This window comes from Stenotrophomonas sp. 05L414_2, assembly GCF_056397905.1.
In genome coordinates this window covers 1-13,546 of the sequence record NZ_JBFTOJ010000115.1, presented here as the reverse complement: position 1 = coordinate 13,546, position 13,546 = coordinate 1, and the positions used below count along the sequence as shown (strand labels likewise).

The window sequence follows — 13,546 nt, the reverse complement described above, 5'->3', positions numbered from 1 at the left end:
GTAGAGGCTCGCTCGGAGTGTCGTCCACCATCCGAGCCACAGCTGCTCGCAGCCGCATCCGGGGGTCCAGCCTGCCCGCGCACCAGCGCTCGGCATGGCGTTTACCCTGGAAGATGCAGGCCGCCCGCTCATTCCTCGTCTCCCACATCTTTATGGAACACGGCAGAAACGAGCCGTATAGTCTGTTGATGAAGAGCAATGGAGCGATGATGAACGCTATCTCGCATGGCCCCGTATCGCTGGGGCGCAAGAATGGAGGCTATGGGAACGAGCCGACGGCGGCGACGAGACTGTCGTATTTGCCCCGAAATGCTCATCGCGCAGGCTTTCACAGTCATAGCTCTTGTCCAGCTGAACACCGATCAGGGCAATCCTGTCGGCAGCTTCACGCACCGAGAACCATGCTCCGCAGGAAAGCTGTACAAGCATGCCCCCATGGTTCGTCAATCCGCGACATGGACGGCTCATGCTGAAATCTCTCGCAAGCCTTTCCCATGCGGCATTGATCGCTTTGATCAGCTTGGTCCTTTCAGGCTGCCACAAGGAACGCTCGTATCCTGTTTACCGCGAAAATCCGGTACCTGCGGATGCGCTGCCCATCATCATCCGGGTCCATGACGCGCCACTGGAGATACCAACTCCCAAGGTATCCGTCACCTACCAGATAGATCCACTTTGCCTCCCCCCGATCAACAATTACGAGGGTGTGCAATACGAACCGAACCAGCACACGATTGATCCCCCAGTACGGCGTATAAGTGCTACAGAATTCAGCAGCACCGTGTTCAAGGACGGAATGGAAGTTGCTGACTATTACGGTAATGGCCCGTGCACATGGACACCTGCTCTCGTAGAAGCTTCGTTCGCCTTCATCATCGATGATCGGCCAATCCGTGCATCAGTCTCAGCTCTATTCAGTGAGATTGAAGGCGGGAAAACCTTCACCGCCTATATAAAGCGCGCATTGCCCGCCATGACCACGGGGCAAACGCCAAGCCGGACTCCAACCGAACCTTCGAGTTGGTACGAAAAGATGCCACAAGACAAGCGCAAGGAATACTTCCCAATCGAAGTATCCACACGGGTTGAAGGAACAACGCCATGAACGCTAGGGAAAACGCCACGCTTTCGAACCATGTCTATAAGGACCCCCTCCCGCCCCCCGATTCCGACATCGCCATTGATGGAACGAAATACACGGTTTTGGCCCGTCGCGACTCCGGGAACGGATATCAAGGTGTTGTCTACCTCAACATAGAAACAAAAGAAGTCATCGCTGCCCATCGTGGAACCGAGTTTGATCGCCAGGCAGTACTTGATGGCGGCATCGACGCTGCGATGGTCACCGCCAGAATCAATTCACAGCTTGGCGATGCTCTTGCGCTCACCAAGCAGGCAACCAAACTGGCTGAGGGAAATGGGTATGGGCCAGTGCACGTCACCGGCCATTCACTGGGCGGCGCGCTCGCACAGATCACCGCGCACCACTACAACCTCCCCGGCGACGCGTTCAATCCGTACGGCGCTGCCGGGTTGGCCTATCGCCTTCCGGAAGGCCAGCCAGCCAATGCGGCGCCGTTCACCAACCATGTCATGGCAGGCGACTTGGTCAGTGCGGGCGGCCCGCATTACGGCAAGGTTGAGATGTACGCGCTCCCCAAGGAACTGGAGGTTCTGCGCACCGCCGAGCAGGGCCAACGCATCGCGTCCCTCGGAGCACCTGGGCTGAAAAGCGGCCACCTCATGTCCGCCGCTGTGGCGGTCCAGTTGGGGGATTCCCATCGAATGGTTCATTTCCTTGATCGGATGACCGACAAGGGGCCGGTGCAGTCTGTACTGGACGACCCCAGAGCCCGGGTCACAGACCCTGAAGACCTGCGCCGGATTGCCGACTACCGCAGTGATATTCATCAGCTGCGTATGGGAGCGACCGTGCTTGTCGGCGGCGGCCCCGGACTCATGCGCGACGGGGTCAATTACCTGCGCGGCACCGAGGAAGCCGGTGCATACGCTCGCCAAGAAGCTGAAGCGGAGCAGCGCGCCCACAATGCGCTCAAGCCCGGCGGGCAGCTGGTCCCGGATGCAACCGACAAGGGCTCGCCCTCTCTGAGCAATCCAGGCTTCTCTCCCAAGAGCCCGTTGCAAGAAAGCATCGAATCAACCTTGGACAAGGCAGGCCTGGATCCCAGGAAGGAAGGCCACTTGGAACATGCGCTCTACCGGCAGATTCGCGATGGCGTATCCGCCTTGGACGCCAAGCACGGGCGCGGCTTCGATGAAATCAGCGAGCGAATGACGGCCAGCTTGCTGGCAACAGCTAAGAGCAGCGGTTTGGAGCGCGTCGATCACGTCGTGCTGGGCACTCCGCCGAGCAATGTTTCGGGCCCGCGCATGYTCGTCGTGCAGGGCGAGCTCGACAATCCGGCACACCTGCGGGCGTCGGTTGCGATCAGCGAGGCCGTCAACACACCCGTGGAGCAGTCGCTCGCCAAGGTCGAGCAGATTTCACAGGCACAGCAGGTCGCCCAGCAGGACCACGCCCAGGAGCAGACGCGAGCCGCGATGCGCATGAGCTAGCCCAGCGCCTGCCCGGATCGTGGGCATAGAGCGCGGCGACCTCCTGCAGCGAAACGGTGGCACCCGTCATGCGGACCAGCTTCTGGTAGGCGGCTTCCATTCAGGCGGAATAGCACACCCAATCAAGCATTGACGCTCCCACAAAGGGTCCGCACCGCTGGTTGCGCACAGCAGCCCGCCGGAGGGAATGCGGCCACTCAGCTGCCGTTTCCGCGATCAGGACGCCTTCAGGCCGGCATGGCAGAATCGAACGCCCCGCCCCGGCCGCCGAACCGCGCACAAGGAGATCAGCCATGAAGTGGATAAGGATCGCGTCATCGCTGGCGCTGGTCGCGATGCTCGCCCAGGCCACCGCACCGGCATCGGCGCAGAGTCGTTCGGACAGTCATCGCAACCTCGACGGAAGCCTGGATATCCGCAACAGTGACGGATCGTCCAGCCGCATCAAGCGCGACTTGTCCGGCCGGGTGACCGCCGAGCACAGCAACGGCAGCCGTTCGACCACCACCACCGACCTGAGTGGCCGCAAGCGCACCTCCCACAGCGATGGCAGCTACTCCAACAGCAGCACTGACCTGAGCGGCAACATCCGCACCCAGTACAGTGACGGCAGCTACTCGGTCAGCAAGCGTGACCTGAGCGGCAGGTGGCGCACCGAGTACAGCGACGGCTCCTACTCCACCAGCGTGCGCGATCTGAGCGGCAACTGGAGCACCACCTCCAGTGGTGGCATGGCCGCTCGCCCCCCCGAACGGGGCGTCGGAAAGCGCTGAGACCTGCGCTCAGATCGCCCGCGAATAACGCGGCTGCTCCTGCGCAGCGCGCAGATAGGGATCGAAGCACATCGCCAGCAGGCGCAGCAGCGGCCTCCCCGGCTCGCTGGTGCGCACGATGCCATCGCGGTACTCGGCCAGGCCATCCTGCTGCAGGCGCTGCACGGCCTGCAGGTCTTCGGCGAAGTAGGTCTCGAAATCAATGCCGTGGCGCTGGGCCAGTGACATTCCATCCACCTCACCCTGGCACATCAACTGCTGGATCAGCTCGGCGCGCAGCTGGTCGTCGGCACTGAGTGCGACGCCGCGCCAGACCGGCAGCTGTCCTTGGTCCACCGCGCTCTCCCACGACGGCAGGTCACGCGGATTCTGGCTGTAGGTGGCACCGATGTGACTGATCGCACTTACGCCAAGGCCGAGCAGATCGGTGTCGGCGTGGGTGGTGTAGCCCATGAAGTTGCGATGCAGCTGGCCGGCGCGCTGGGCACGCGACAGGTCTTCTTCCGGCAAAGCAAAGTGATCCATGCCGATGTACTGGTAGCCGGCTGCGGACAGGCGCTCCACCGCCAGGCCCAGCAGCGCCAGCTTGTCTTCCGGCGAGGGCATGCGGCTTTCGTCGATCTGTCGCTGCGCGCGGAACAGGTGAGGCAGATGCGCATAGCCATACACCGCCAGTCGATCCGGACGCAGCGCCAGCACCAGTTCCAGGGTACGGCCGAAGCCCTCAAGGCTCTGCCCTGGCAGGCCGTAGATCAGATCGACGTTGACCGAACGCATGCCGCTGTCGCGGCAGGCACGCAGGATATCCAGCGTCTGCCGTACGCCCTGCACCCGGTTGATCGATTCCTGCACCTGCGGGTCGAAATCCTGCACGCCCAGGCTGGCGCGGTTGAAGCCCAGCCGGGCCAGCATCGCCACATCGCTGGTGTCGATGAAACGCGGGTCCAGTTCGATGGAAAAATCACGCTGCGACGAACCGCTGAAATCGAAGCGGCGGCGCAGGCCCTCGACCAGTGCGGTCATCGCATCGGCATCGAGGAAATTCGGCGTACCACCGCCGAGGTGCAGCTGGATCACTTCACGACCATCGGCGAACTGCGGTGCCAGCAGGTCCGCCTCGGCCAGCACGCGTGACACGTAGCTGTGGCCACGCCCGCGGTCGCGGGTGATCACCCGGTTGCAGCCACAGTAGAAGCAGGGGCTGGAGCAGAATGGCACGTGGACGTACAACGACAACGCGCGCGCCAACGGGTTGCTGTCGGCGATCGCCTGGCGCAGCGCGGGTGCATCGAAGCCGTCATGGAAGTGCGGCGCGGTGGGATAGGAGGTGTAGCGCGGGCCGGGACGGTCATGCCGTCGCAGCATATCGGGATCGAAGGTCCAGGCCAGGCCACCGGCAGCGGGAGAGAACGTGTCCATGGCGCCAGCATCGCCCCAAGCCTGGCGGTACGCCTTGACCCAGATCAATCCTTGGTGGGCACGCCCAGCACCGGCAGCATGACCTGCGGCCAGCGCAGCATCTGGTAGCGGCGCCAGAAGGTGTCGGCGATGCGGGCGGCCACATCGTCGGCAAGCGCTTGCATGGGCGGGTTGTTGCATTCGGCCGTGGTGATGTGGAACAGCACCAGCCAGCGGTCGAACAGATCCTTTTCCAGATCGATCGCCATGTGCTTGGACATCGGCGAGCCCTTGAACCTGCGGGTCCCGCGCAGCATCGCCGACCAGAAATCGACGAGCTGGGCCAGGTGTTCCGGYCAGTCGCGCACATGCCCTTCGAATACCGGCCCCAGACGCTCCTCTTCACGCACGCGCGCATAGAAATCATGGACCAACCGGGTCACTTCCTCCTCGCTGCACAACTCTGGCGAAGCAATGGGAAGGTCAGTCGTGGGCGTTGCGTTCATCAGGGTACCAAGTGCGGATCGGCAGTGTGCCGCATGCCGCCACCACCGCTGTTGATCCAGATCAATGTCAGCGCACTGCGGCGCACCTAGGCTGGCACGCTTGCAGGAAGCATGCCCTGCGGATGCTGCGCCAACCACGGCGAAGTATACGCGCCGCCCTCTTCTTCAACCCGAACCCGCATGAACACACCGACTTCCAGCCGCCAGCGGCGTATCCAGCATTGGGGTGCAGTCCTGTGGCCCAGCTTCATCGCCGCCGGCCTGGCCTGCGTGGTGTTCTTCGCCTTCGTCGATCCACTGCGGCTGCAGGCGATCAGCTTCCCGGGTACGGCCATCAGCCGTGAGCTGGGCTACACCGCAGGTTTCTTCATGTTCTGGGCGGTCACCGCACTTTCCAGCGCGGTGACCGGCTACCTGCTGCGGCCGATGCCGAACGAAGAGGATGAGGAGCTGCCACTGGGATGAGCATCACCGCATCCTCGCCCCTGCGCGCATGGCGTTGGCGCCGCACCTTGGGCCTTGCATTGCTGGTCCTGTTCCATGCGCTGCCGTGGCTGCAGTGGGATGGACGCCAGGCCCTGCTGCTGGACCTCAACGCGCGCCGCTTCGACCTGTTCGCCTGGACCCTGTGGCCGGATGACATCGGTGTGTTGCTGGGGCTGCTGGCGGTGATGGCGGTGGGTCTGGCCCTGCTCACCCACTTGGCTGGTCGCGTGTGGTGCGGACATGCCTGCCCGCAGACGCTATGGACACGAGCGTTCGACGGAATCGCGCAGGCATTGGCCCGCGTGCTGCCGGCGAAGCTGGCGCGGCCGGCCACCCAGCTGGCCTGGTTGCTGCTGTCGCTGTGGACCGGGATCACGTTCGTCGGGCTGTTCAGCCCGATCCGCGAACTGGTCACCGGCGCGTTCGATGGCGCATGGAGTGGCTGGGAGACCTTCTGGGTGCTGTTCTATGCCGGCGCCACGTGGGGCAATGCCGGGTTCCTGCGCGAGCAGGTGTGCCGATCACTTTGTCCGTTCGCGCGCATGCAGCCGTTGCTGACCGACCCGCACACCCCGCGCATGTTGTATGACCCACGCCGCGGCGAGCCGCGCGGCGCCCGCCCGCCGGCATTGGGCGGCGTGCTCGGCCGCGGTCGCGGCCTGCTCGATCCGACCACCGCGCAGGACTATGTCTTCCGTGCCGCGCATCCGCTGCTGGCCGGACCGATGCCCACCTTCAGCGCGGATCGGCTGGGCGACTGCCTCGATTGCATGGCCTGCGTGCGCGCGTGCCCGATGCAGCTGGACATCCGCCATGGCCCACAGGCCGACTGCCTGGCCTGCGGTGCCTGCCTGGAAGCGTGCACGCAGCAGCAGCATCAGGCCGGTTTCGGCCCCAGCCTGGTGCGCTACTGCAGCCCGCAGGTGATGGCAGGCCAGCCGCGCCGGTGGTGGCGCCCCCGCACCACGGCCCTGGCTTCGTTGCTGCTGGCGCTGCTGGTGTGCGGCGCTTGGCGCCTGCTCTGAATCAGCCCGGGTCGCCCGGGCGCGGCGGTACCAGCTGGGCGCGGCGGACGATGCCCAGTTGTTCGATGATCAGCGCCATTTCATTGGTGACATCGGTTCGCCCGGTCCCCTGCGGAACCAGACGATCAAGCACCTGCTGGTAGGTATCCCAGAACGCCGGACCGCATCCGTGTTTGTGATAACTGGCTTCCAGTTCGCGGCGTACCCGTTCAGCCAAGCCATGCATGCCGTATTCCATACGACCTCCGTTGGACTTGTTCTGCATCGTTGACGGTCGACCGATTCACTTGCGAGCTACTGAAAGACTCCCGGCCTTCACAGCCGGTTGATGCCAATTAGTCATAGATTTCACGACACGTCAATTACAGGCCGCGACTTTCGCGATTGAAATTATTAATCGTTCATGAAAGGCCGTAGCGACCGGGATCAGAAACGTCCGTGCCGATGTCRACAAAGCCAGCCGGCGAACCCGGGTAGCCATCACAGATCGGACCATCGCTGGGGACACGTCGATCGATTCTGTCTATGTTGCTAAGCATACTTAGCAAATCGATCTTGGCGGCTTGTCTGCGACAACCCTCGACGCATCTCATGCGGTTTCATCGTGCGAGTCGTCATCCATCGGGAACAACGCAGGGTATCGCTGCTGCAGGATGTAGCGCCTGAGCGGCGGGATGGGAAAGCCTCTGGGCCATTGCGAGACAGCGGATCTGCTGATTCCAAACAACCTGGCGAGCTCTGCGTCGGTGGAAAAGCCCAGCCGCGTGCGGACCTGCCGCTTGCTCCAGAATTCGTCCATTTTCGATCCCTTTCATCATCAAACTTATTCTTGCGCCAAGGCCTCTTTCGCTTCCACGCGTTAAGCTGGCTTGCATAGATGAATACTCTTGGACAACGACTCGCGGTCGCCATGAAGGACGCCGGGCATGCACGCCCTGCCGACCTGGCGCGTGCCGCCGAAACGACGACGGCAACGGTCAGCAACTGGCTCAACGACCACGTCAAGGCCAACCACGTGAAAGCCGAACAGCTGTTCCGCATTGCCGATGCGGTGAAGCTGGACCCACGCGAGCTGCTGTTCGGCCCGCTGGGACGGGGAGTCGGCGAGCGCGGCACGGCCTACATGCACATGCCCAGCGAAGCCCATCTGGATGTCTGGCAAGCGGCCTATGAGCTGGTCGCCCACATCCTTGACGAGCGCGGACTTGAGGTGGGCTACCGTCGCGAGGCCACGCTGGGGTTGATGGCCCATGACCTGCTGATGGAGGGCGTCAGCCGCGGTAAGGTCGCACGCGTGGTGATGACTGCCCTGCCCTGACCCATCGCGGGCTGGTAGCATGTCCGTCGATGGGGATGGGGCTCCCCCGATAACCGCCTGAGATGGCTGATGGCTCCTGCTGAGACGAACCCGGCGTTCGTCGATGGCAGGCCGTGCCCGCCATTGCGTCCGCCGTCGAACCTGCGAACACGCACTCGAGGCAAGCAATGCAGACGTTCAACAACTATGTGCTGGTATTCCTCGGCGGCGGTGTCGGCGCCTGCCTGCGCCATGCCTGCAACCTGATCGGCGCCCGCGTGGCCGCCGGCAGCACCTGGCCCTGGTCGACGTTCCTGGTCAACATCAGCGGCGCCGTGCTGATGGGCGTGGTGGTGGAGGCGTTTGCGCTGCGCAACGGCGCGTCGCCGCAACTGCGCCTGCTGCTGGCCACCGGCATTCTTGGTGGCTACACCACGTTCTCCACCTTCTCGCTGGAAACCGGCCTGCTGCTGCAGCGGGGCCAGCATGGCCTGGCCGCACTGTACGCCGGCGGCTCGGTAGCACTGGGCCTGGCCGGGCTGTTCGCCGGCATGAAGCTGACCCGGCTCGCGCTGGGGTAACAGTCAGCCGGCAGCAGCGCGCGCCTGTCCGCGCCACTGCCGTGGCGATTGCCCGGTGTGTGCCTTGAACGCCCGAGACAACGCGGCCTCGCTGCCATAGCCAACCTCGTCGGCGATCCGTTTCAACGGTCGCCCCTGCCGCAACGCCTGCTGCGCCAGGCCTACCCGCCAGCCCTGCAGATACTGCCCGGGCGTGGTTCCCATGGCCTCGCGGAAACTGGCGGCGAACACGCTGCGCGACATGCCTGCAACATCGGCCAGATCTTCCAGTGTCCAGGCCTGGGCGGGTGCCTCGTGCATGGCCACCAGCGCCAACCGCAGCCGTGGATGGCCAAGCCCGGCGAACAGGCCGCCGCGCATCTCGCCCCCCTCCATCAACTGCCGCAGCACCTGGATCATCACCACCTCGAACAGGCGGTTGACCATCACCGTGCGACCGCAGCGCTGCTCGAATGCCTCCTCGAACAACAGCTCCAGGGCGGCATGGCCGCCATACAGTTCGGCCAACGGCAGGCAGATGAAATCGGGCAGCGCGGCACTGATCGGGTTGAGCCTGCCGCCCTCGAAATGGAGATTGGCGCAGGCCATGTCCGCGCCATGCTGTGGATCGGTGTGGAAGCGGTGTGGCAGCGGGCGCGGATACAGCAGCAGGCTGGGAACGTCGACCTGCACCGTCTGCGTGCCATGACTGACCTGCAACGGACCGCGCCGCACCAGGTGCAGCTGGCCGGCGTCGCCTTCGGCCTCCAGGCTGTTGATGCCGCACAGCGCGCCGGCATGGAACACCGAGGCGGTGACCGCGAAGCGTTCGAGCAGGATGGCGAGGCGATCGACCATGGCGGGACCCCAGATCAAATGGAAGGGAGCAGATACGGCAGATCGTATCGAATTCGATTGCATTGCGTCAGGGGCTAGCCACCGTGCAGGGGCAGCGCTATACAGGCGGCACCTTCCGCGCAGACCGCACCGGCCAGGGCAAAGACCATGATGCGAACCTTCCACCGGCTGGTCCTGGCACTGGTCCTGCTGCTGCCGCACGTGTCGCAGGCCGCCGCGCCGCCCGCCCCGTCACGCACCTCCAGCGGTGAGCTGCAGGGCGCGCGCTGGCGCCTGGACGTGCCCGCCGGCTGGAACGGCGAACTGGTGATGCTGGCGCATGGCTATGAACCGGTGGGCGTGCCGCAGCCATCACCGATGCCGGCCAACGACAGCACCGCCAGCCTGCTTGCAGCGGGCTATGCCGTGGCGCAGAGCGCCTATGCCAGCCAGGGCTGGGCAGTGGCAGATGCGATCGTGGACATGGAACGCCTGCGCGCGCACGCCGCGTCCGAATTGAAGGACGTGCGTCGCACCTGGATTCTCGGCTTTTCGATGGGCGGTGCGGTGGCCATCGCCACCCTCGAACGCCTGCCACGGAACTACGCCGGAGGCGTGTCGCTGTGCGGGGCCAACCTGCCCGGCGAACAACTGGCCAACGACCTGCTGACCACTCTGGTGGCGTTCGACTATTTCTTCCCCGAGCCCAAGGGACTGCCCCGGCAGGGCCTGGCATCGGCGGAAGCTGCGGCACTGCCGCAGATGGAGCTCTATCAAGGCATCGCCGCCGCGCTTCAGACCCGGCCGGCCGTGGCTGCGCAACTGGCTGCACGGCTGCAGGTAAGCGTGGAGGCATTGCCGGGCACGATCAGCCTGCACGCGATGATCCTGCACGAACTGGCCACGCGCGCCGGCGGCATGCCGGTCGGCAACGTGAGGACCGTCTACCGCGGATTCGGTGACGACAAGGCGTTCAACGCGGGCGTGCAGCGGCTGGCACCTGCTGCGCCGGCACAGCGATACGTGCGCGAAAAGCTGGCGTTGACCGGCGCGCTCAAGCGACCGCTGGTGATCCAGTTCAACAACAACGACCCGAGCATCGTGCCGCGCATGCAGACGGTGTATCCGCAGCTGGCCGAGCACGCTGGCGCCACGCCATTGCCGCGCGTACTGCCTGCGGTGGGCGAAGGCCACTGCGGCTTTGCGGATTCACAGGTGGTCGAGGCGTTGAAGGCAGCCGCGGCTCCCTTCTGAGCAGCCGACCGCATCAGTGGCCGAGCGTACCCATTGTGAAGGTATAGCCGGAGCGCATGAGGAAGTCGCGCATGCGCAGTTCGGCGCGGCGCGGAGACGGAAGATCCGGCGGGCCATACAGGGCATAGACCACGCCAGCGCCCTCGATACTCTCCCGGCGCACATCACAATGACGGCTCTCCGAGGCGACGACCCAGCCATCCTTCAGTTGATCGGGGCCGATGGACTGCCCGTTCTTCAGCCGGAAAGTAAGCCAGCGCACATCTGCGGTTGACCTGCTCATTGCCGACCAGCCGCATCGTGCATGCGGCCCCTCATGTCCTTGCCTGCCATTGCTGCTCCCGAAGACCAGGACTCCGACCATACCCCGTCGCAATGTCGTGGCCGGCTGAGACTGCCGGCGGCGCGCGGCGGGCTTCAGGCGCGTACGTCGAACAGCCTGCGGAATGCCTCCTGCCCGGCAGGTGTGACCTGCAGGTCGCGCCGCCCCGCGAGGCGACGCAGCCAGTGGTTCTGCAGGAAACTCTCCAGCAGTGCTTCACCCACCATGCCGGCCATGTGCGGGCGCCGCTCGGTGCAGTCCAGGCAGCCGCGGCAGTATCGCGCGGGCGTCACCTGTGGCGATCGCGCGATCAACGCTTCCAGCGGCTGACCCACCGCGCGCAGGATGGCGGCGCCATGGGACGTCATCTGCCAATGGTCTGCAGCCGTGGAGATCGCCCCGATGGTCAGCAGGTGGTCGCAGATGGCGACGGCGTATTTACCCGCCAAGTGCCGGTAGCAGGTGCGCGCCCGGCGGAAGCCGGCATCAACTCGTACCGCTCGTGGAGAAAGCGGTGGCCGTTGATCGCTGAAACGCAGGATGCCTTCCAGCATGTCGGCGACCTCGGTCGAGGCAATCCGGTGATAGCGGTGGCGTCCCTGCACCTCCACGGCCAGGATGCCGCCGTCGAGCAACCGCCGTAGATGACTGCTTGCCGTCTGCGGCGAGATGCCAGCCACGCCGGCCAGCTCGGACGCCGTGTGCGCCCGGCCATCCATCAACGTCAACAGCATGGCCGCGCGTGCATGGTCACCGACCAGCGTGCCGACATGGATGAAGGAGCGGGACGTCTGGACCATGGCCGCATTGTGGCATGCCGCTTTCCGCGCATCGTTCGACCCGGATCGAAGCATGCGCTCCCCTGCACAGTGCACAGTCATCGCCCGCACGCCACGAGCTCAGACATGCCACCGCAAGACTTCCAGCGCCGCTGCATCACCCCCTCCGTGCTCTACCCGGGAACACCGGTGGTGCTGATGACCACGTTGAATGAAGACGGCAGTGCGAACATCAGTCCGCTTTCATCATTCTGGGCGCTGGGCGACCGCGTGGTGCTCGGTATCGGCGAACAGGGCCAAGGCTGCAGCAACCTTCTGGCACGCGGCGAATGCGTACTGAACTTCGCAGATGCCACGCAGGCGGCGCAGGTTGAAGCCATCGCCCGCGCCACCGCCCGCACCCCGGTGCCGGAATCGAAGCGTGCGATGGGGTACGTGCATGTGCCTGACAAGTTCGCACTGGGCGGCTTCAGCCGCGTCGATTCGGTGCAGGTGGCACCGCCGGCGATTGCCGAATGCCCGCTGCAGGTGGAGGTCACGCTGCTCGCCTCGCACCGGCCCAGCGGAACGCAGGATCAGGGCTTCATGATCATCGAAGGACGGATCTGCCGGGTGCATGCGCACGAGGCGATCACCGTTGCCGGAACCCAGCACATCGACGTGCAGCGCTGGGCACCGTTGATCTACCTGTTCCGCCACTATGTGGGCACCACCACGCCGGTGGCGCGCAATTTCCGCGCTGACGATCCTTTGCCGCCGACTGCATGAACCCTTGGCTGCACGCTGCCAACGAGGAGGCAGCAGAGGCCTCTGATTCAGATGCGGGATCGACGCAGCTCCAGCGCGGCGAAGGTGTACCAGCCGAACGCCGGCAGCAGCGCGATGCGCTGGGTGAGGCCGCGATAGGGCTCCGGGTCGAAGCCGGAAAGCATCAGCCACAGATAGGCCATCCCCAGCAGCGAAGTGACGCGCGCAATCCAGACCATACGCGTCGACGCAGCAGGGCCCAGCTCGGCCAGGAACAGCAGCGGGGTCAGGATCGAGAAGATGCCGATGCCATAGAGGCCATGCAGCGGACTGCCCGTGGTGAAGACGCCATTGCTGACCATGGACACGCCGAACAGGAGGGAAGTGAGCACAGTGAGCGCGAAACGGCGACCTTGCGCGAGCAACGCAAGGCTGAAGACGATGATGGCCGAGCCACTGACCACCGCGCCGACCTGCACCGCCTTGGCTGGCAGCCCCGGCATCAGGCCCAGCTCGCTGAGGTGCTGGGAGAGCGGGTGGTAGCCGGGCACGGTGAATGCAAAAGCGATCAGCGCCAGCATGGCGCCGAGAGGAACGTATACCGCTTGCTGGATGGCCAGGTTCCGCACTGCAGTCACCACCGCTGAAGAGGAGTGCGGCGACGTTAGCAGCCGGTCCCGCCGGGTCGCATGTGCAGTTTGGTACCCCTGCTGGCGCCAGGGGTCCGCACAAAGAAAAAAGCCCTGACCGAAGTCAGGGCTTTTCAATTGGAGGCCTCAAGCGGAATCGAACCGCTGTAAACGGATTTGCAATCCGGTGCATAGCCACTCTGCCATGAGGCCAACGTACTGCGATCAGGAACGACGCCCCTGACATGACAAAACCCCGCGATGGGGCCTGTCGAAACATGGAGCGGGAAACGAGACTCGAACTCGCGACCTCAACCTTGGCAAGGTTGCGCTCTACCAACTGAGCTATTCCCGCA

The 13,546-nt window shown here is 64.5% G+C and carries 17 protein-coding genes, 2 tRNA genes, 1 pseudogene and 1 riboswitch; of the genes and pseudogenes, 9 read left to right on the top strand and 11 right to left on the bottom strand.

Features of this window, described 5'->3' with window-relative positions; genetic code table 11:
• Positions 1 to 466: 466 nt before the first annotated feature.
• Both AC1DJN_RS15350 and AC1DJN_RS15345 read left to right on the top strand, forming a co-directional pair.
• Entirely contained in the window at positions 467 to 1,105 is a 639-nt protein-coding gene (locus AC1DJN_RS15350; RefSeq protein WP_081794570.1) for a hypothetical protein, read from the top strand.
• Complete coding sequence (locus AC1DJN_RS15345; RefSeq protein ID WP_478039397.1) at positions 1,102 to 2,577, top strand: XVIPCD domain-containing protein; 1,476 nt, start codon at positions 1,102 to 1,104, stop codon at positions 2,575 to 2,577. Before AC1DJN_RS15350 ends, AC1DJN_RS15345 begins: the two co-directional genes overlap by 4 nt.
• A 4-nt stretch (positions 2,578 to 2,581) precedes the next feature.
• Here the strand turns inward: AC1DJN_RS15345 and AC1DJN_RS15340 are convergent.
• Positions 2,582 to 2,677 (bottom strand): annotated as a pseudogene (locus AC1DJN_RS15340) (SOS response-associated peptidase family protein); the annotation flags it as partial.
• A 193-nt stretch (positions 2,678 to 2,870) separates the two neighbouring features.
• Between AC1DJN_RS15340 and AC1DJN_RS15335 the strand changes: the two are divergent.
• Positions 2,871 to 3,350: a hypothetical protein gene (locus tag AC1DJN_RS15335; RefSeq protein ID WP_051585027.1), complete on the top strand. Its 480-nt coding sequence runs from the start codon at positions 2,871 to 2,873 to the stop codon at positions 3,348 to 3,350.
• Between the two features lie 9 nt (positions 3,351 to 3,359).
• Here AC1DJN_RS15335 and hemN read toward each other — a convergent pair whose 3' ends face one another.
• Together hemN and AC1DJN_RS15325 are read right to left on the bottom strand one after the other, a co-directional pair.
• Positions 3,360 to 4,769 carry an oxygen-independent coproporphyrinogen III oxidase gene (gene hemN / locus AC1DJN_RS15330; RefSeq protein ID WP_442251055.1) on the bottom strand — a complete coding sequence of 470 codons (1,410 nt, stop codon included), beginning with the start codon at positions 4,767 to 4,769 and terminating at the stop codon, positions 3,360 to 3,362.
• Between the two features lie 44 nt (positions 4,770 to 4,813).
• Complete coding sequence (locus AC1DJN_RS15325; RefSeq protein ID WP_478039396.1) at positions 4,814 to 5,254, bottom strand: group III truncated hemoglobin; 441 nt, start codon at positions 5,252 to 5,254, stop codon at positions 4,814 to 4,816.
• A gap of 180 nt (positions 5,255 to 5,434) precedes the next feature.
• Between AC1DJN_RS15325 and AC1DJN_RS15320 the strand changes: the two genes are divergently transcribed.
• Both AC1DJN_RS15320 and AC1DJN_RS15315 read left to right on the top strand, forming a co-directional pair.
• On the top strand, positions 5,435 to 5,719 hold the full coding sequence (locus AC1DJN_RS15320) for a hypothetical protein (protein ID WP_032976492.1): 285 nt from the start codon (positions 5,435 to 5,437) through the stop codon (positions 5,717 to 5,719).
• A complete protein-coding gene (locus tag AC1DJN_RS15315; protein ID WP_032976491.1) occupies positions 5,716 to 6,765 on the top strand; it encodes a 4Fe-4S dicluster domain-containing protein in 1,050 nt (349 codons plus the stop codon). Before AC1DJN_RS15320 ends, AC1DJN_RS15315 begins: the two co-directional genes overlap by 4 nt.
• Position 6,766: 1 nt before the next feature.
• Here the strand turns inward: AC1DJN_RS15315 and AC1DJN_RS15310 are convergent, their stop codons facing one another.
• Entirely contained in the window at positions 6,767 to 7,003 is a 237-nt protein-coding gene (locus AC1DJN_RS15310; protein ID WP_025875165.1) for a hypothetical protein, read from the bottom strand.
• A gap of 351 nt (positions 7,004 to 7,354) precedes the next feature.
• Positions 7,355 to 7,564, bottom strand: coding sequence for a helix-turn-helix domain-containing protein (locus AC1DJN_RS15305; protein WP_025875167.1), 210 nt, complete (start codon positions 7,562 to 7,564; stop codon positions 7,355 to 7,357).
• A gap of 78 nt (positions 7,565 to 7,642) precedes the next feature.
• Between AC1DJN_RS15305 and AC1DJN_RS15300 the strand changes: the two genes are divergently transcribed.
• Together AC1DJN_RS15300 and crcB are read left to right on the top strand one after the other, a co-directional pair.
• The gene (locus tag AC1DJN_RS15300; protein WP_223485056.1) at positions 7,643 to 8,083 is read left to right on the top strand and encodes a helix-turn-helix domain-containing protein; all 441 of its coding nucleotides are present in this window, start codon (positions 7,643 to 7,645) and stop codon (positions 8,081 to 8,083) included.
• Between the two features lie 22 nt (positions 8,084 to 8,105).
• Positions 8,106 to 8,169: riboswitch (Fluoride riboswitch) on the top strand.
• An 81-nt stretch (positions 8,170 to 8,250) separates the two neighbouring features.
• Positions 8,251 to 8,643: a fluoride efflux transporter CrcB gene (gene crcB, locus AC1DJN_RS15295; RefSeq protein ID WP_025875171.1), complete on the top strand. Its 393-nt coding sequence runs from the start codon at positions 8,251 to 8,253 to the stop codon at positions 8,641 to 8,643.
• Positions 8,644 to 8,646: 3 nt separating this feature from the next.
• Here crcB and AC1DJN_RS15290 read toward each other — a convergent pair whose 3' ends face one another.
• Positions 8,647 to 9,480, bottom strand: a complete 834-nt coding sequence (locus tag AC1DJN_RS15290; protein ID WP_032976490.1) for an AraC family transcriptional regulator — start codon at positions 9,478 to 9,480, stop codon at positions 8,647 to 8,649.
• 150 nt (positions 9,481 to 9,630) lie between these two features.
• Between AC1DJN_RS15290 and AC1DJN_RS15285 the strand changes: the two genes are divergently transcribed.
• Positions 9,631 to 10,713 carry an alpha/beta hydrolase family protein gene (locus AC1DJN_RS15285; RefSeq protein ID WP_442251058.1) on the top strand — a complete coding sequence of 361 codons (1,083 nt, stop codon included), beginning with the start codon at positions 9,631 to 9,633 and terminating at the stop codon, positions 10,711 to 10,713.
• A gap of 13 nt (positions 10,714 to 10,726) precedes the next feature.
• Here the strand turns inward: AC1DJN_RS15285 and AC1DJN_RS15280 are convergent, their stop codons facing one another.
• Together AC1DJN_RS15280 and AC1DJN_RS15275 are read right to left on the bottom strand one after the other, a co-directional pair.
• Positions 10,727 to 10,996 (bottom strand): hypothetical protein, encoded by a 270-nt coding sequence (locus AC1DJN_RS15280; protein WP_025875177.1) that lies wholly within the window; start codon positions 10,994 to 10,996, stop codon positions 10,727 to 10,729.
• Between the two features lie 134 nt (positions 10,997 to 11,130).
• Positions 11,131 to 11,835, bottom strand: a complete 705-nt coding sequence (locus tag AC1DJN_RS15275) for an ArsR/SmtB family transcription factor (RefSeq protein ID WP_442251053.1) — start codon at positions 11,833 to 11,835, stop codon at positions 11,131 to 11,133.
• Positions 11,836 to 11,940: 105 nt separating this feature from the next.
• Here AC1DJN_RS15275 and AC1DJN_RS15270 point away from each other — a divergent pair, with 105 nt between their 5' ends.
• Entirely contained in the window at positions 11,941 to 12,582 is a 642-nt protein-coding gene (locus AC1DJN_RS15270; RefSeq protein WP_442251052.1) for a flavin reductase family protein, read from the top strand.
• A gap of 47 nt (positions 12,583 to 12,629) precedes the next feature.
• Here the strand turns inward: AC1DJN_RS15270 and AC1DJN_RS15265 are convergent, their stop codons facing one another.
• From AC1DJN_RS15265 to AC1DJN_RS15255, 3 genes are all read right to left on the bottom strand, one after another.
• The gene (locus tag AC1DJN_RS15265; protein WP_442251051.1) at positions 12,630 to 13,142 is read right to left on the bottom strand and encodes a DUF998 domain-containing protein; all 513 of its coding nucleotides are present in this window, start codon (positions 13,140 to 13,142) and stop codon (positions 12,630 to 12,632) included.
• A gap of 187 nt (positions 13,143 to 13,329) precedes the next feature.
• Positions 13,330 to 13,403: transfer RNA gene (locus tag AC1DJN_RS15260), tRNA-Cys, on the bottom strand.
• Between the two features lie 66 nt (positions 13,404 to 13,469).
• A tRNA-Gly gene (locus tag AC1DJN_RS15255) sits at positions 13,470 to 13,545 on the bottom strand.
• Position 13,546: the final 1 nt, after the last annotated feature.

Coding starts and splice junctions, on each gene's coding strand:
- AC1DJN_RS15335 (WP_051585027.1), top strand. CDS start 2,871: ATGAAGTGGATAAGGATCGCGTCATCGCTGGCGCTGGTCGCGATGCTC.
- hemN (WP_442251055.1), bottom strand. CDS start 4,769: ATGGACACGTTCTCTCCCGCTGCCGGTGGCCTGGCCTGGACCTTCGAT.
- AC1DJN_RS15275 (WP_442251053.1), bottom strand. CDS start 11,835: ATGGTCCAGACGTCCCGCTCCTTCATCCATGTCGGCACGCTGGTCGGT.
- AC1DJN_RS15285 (WP_442251058.1), top strand. CDS start 9,631: ATGCGAACCTTCCACCGGCTGGTCCTGGCACTGGTCCTGCTGCTGCCG.
- AC1DJN_RS15280 (WP_025875177.1), bottom strand. CDS start 10,996: ATGAGCAGGTCAACCGCAGATGTGCGCTGGCTTACTTTCCGGCTGAAG.
- AC1DJN_RS15300 (WP_223485056.1), top strand. CDS start 7,643: ATGAATACTCTTGGACAACGACTCGCGGTCGCCATGAAGGACGCCGGG.
- AC1DJN_RS15320 (WP_032976492.1), top strand. CDS start 5,435: ATGAACACACCGACTTCCAGCCGCCAGCGGCGTATCCAGCATTGGGGT.
- AC1DJN_RS15315 (WP_032976491.1), top strand. CDS start 5,716: ATGAGCATCACCGCATCCTCGCCCCTGCGCGCATGGCGTTGGCGCCGC.
- AC1DJN_RS15265 (WP_442251051.1), bottom strand. CDS start 13,142: ATGCTGGCGCTGATCGCTTTTGCATTCACCGTGCCCGGCTACCACCCG.
- AC1DJN_RS15290 (WP_032976490.1), bottom strand. CDS start 9,480: ATGGTCGATCGCCTCGCCATCCTGCTCGAACGCTTCGCGGTCACCGCC.
- AC1DJN_RS15310 (WP_025875165.1), bottom strand. CDS start 7,003: ATGGAATACGGCATGCATGGCTTGGCTGAACGGGTACGCCGCGAACTG.
- crcB (WP_025875171.1), top strand. CDS start 8,251: ATGCAGACGTTCAACAACTATGTGCTGGTATTCCTCGGCGGCGGTGTC.
- AC1DJN_RS15305 (WP_025875167.1), bottom strand. CDS start 7,564: ATGGACGAATTCTGGAGCAAGCGGCAGGTCCGCACGCGGCTGGGCTTT.
- AC1DJN_RS15270 (WP_442251052.1), top strand. CDS start 11,941: ATGCCACCGCAAGACTTCCAGCGCCGCTGCATCACCCCCTCCGTGCTC.
- AC1DJN_RS15350 (WP_081794570.1), top strand. CDS start 467: ATGCTGAAATCTCTCGCAAGCCTTTCCCATGCGGCATTGATCGCTTTG.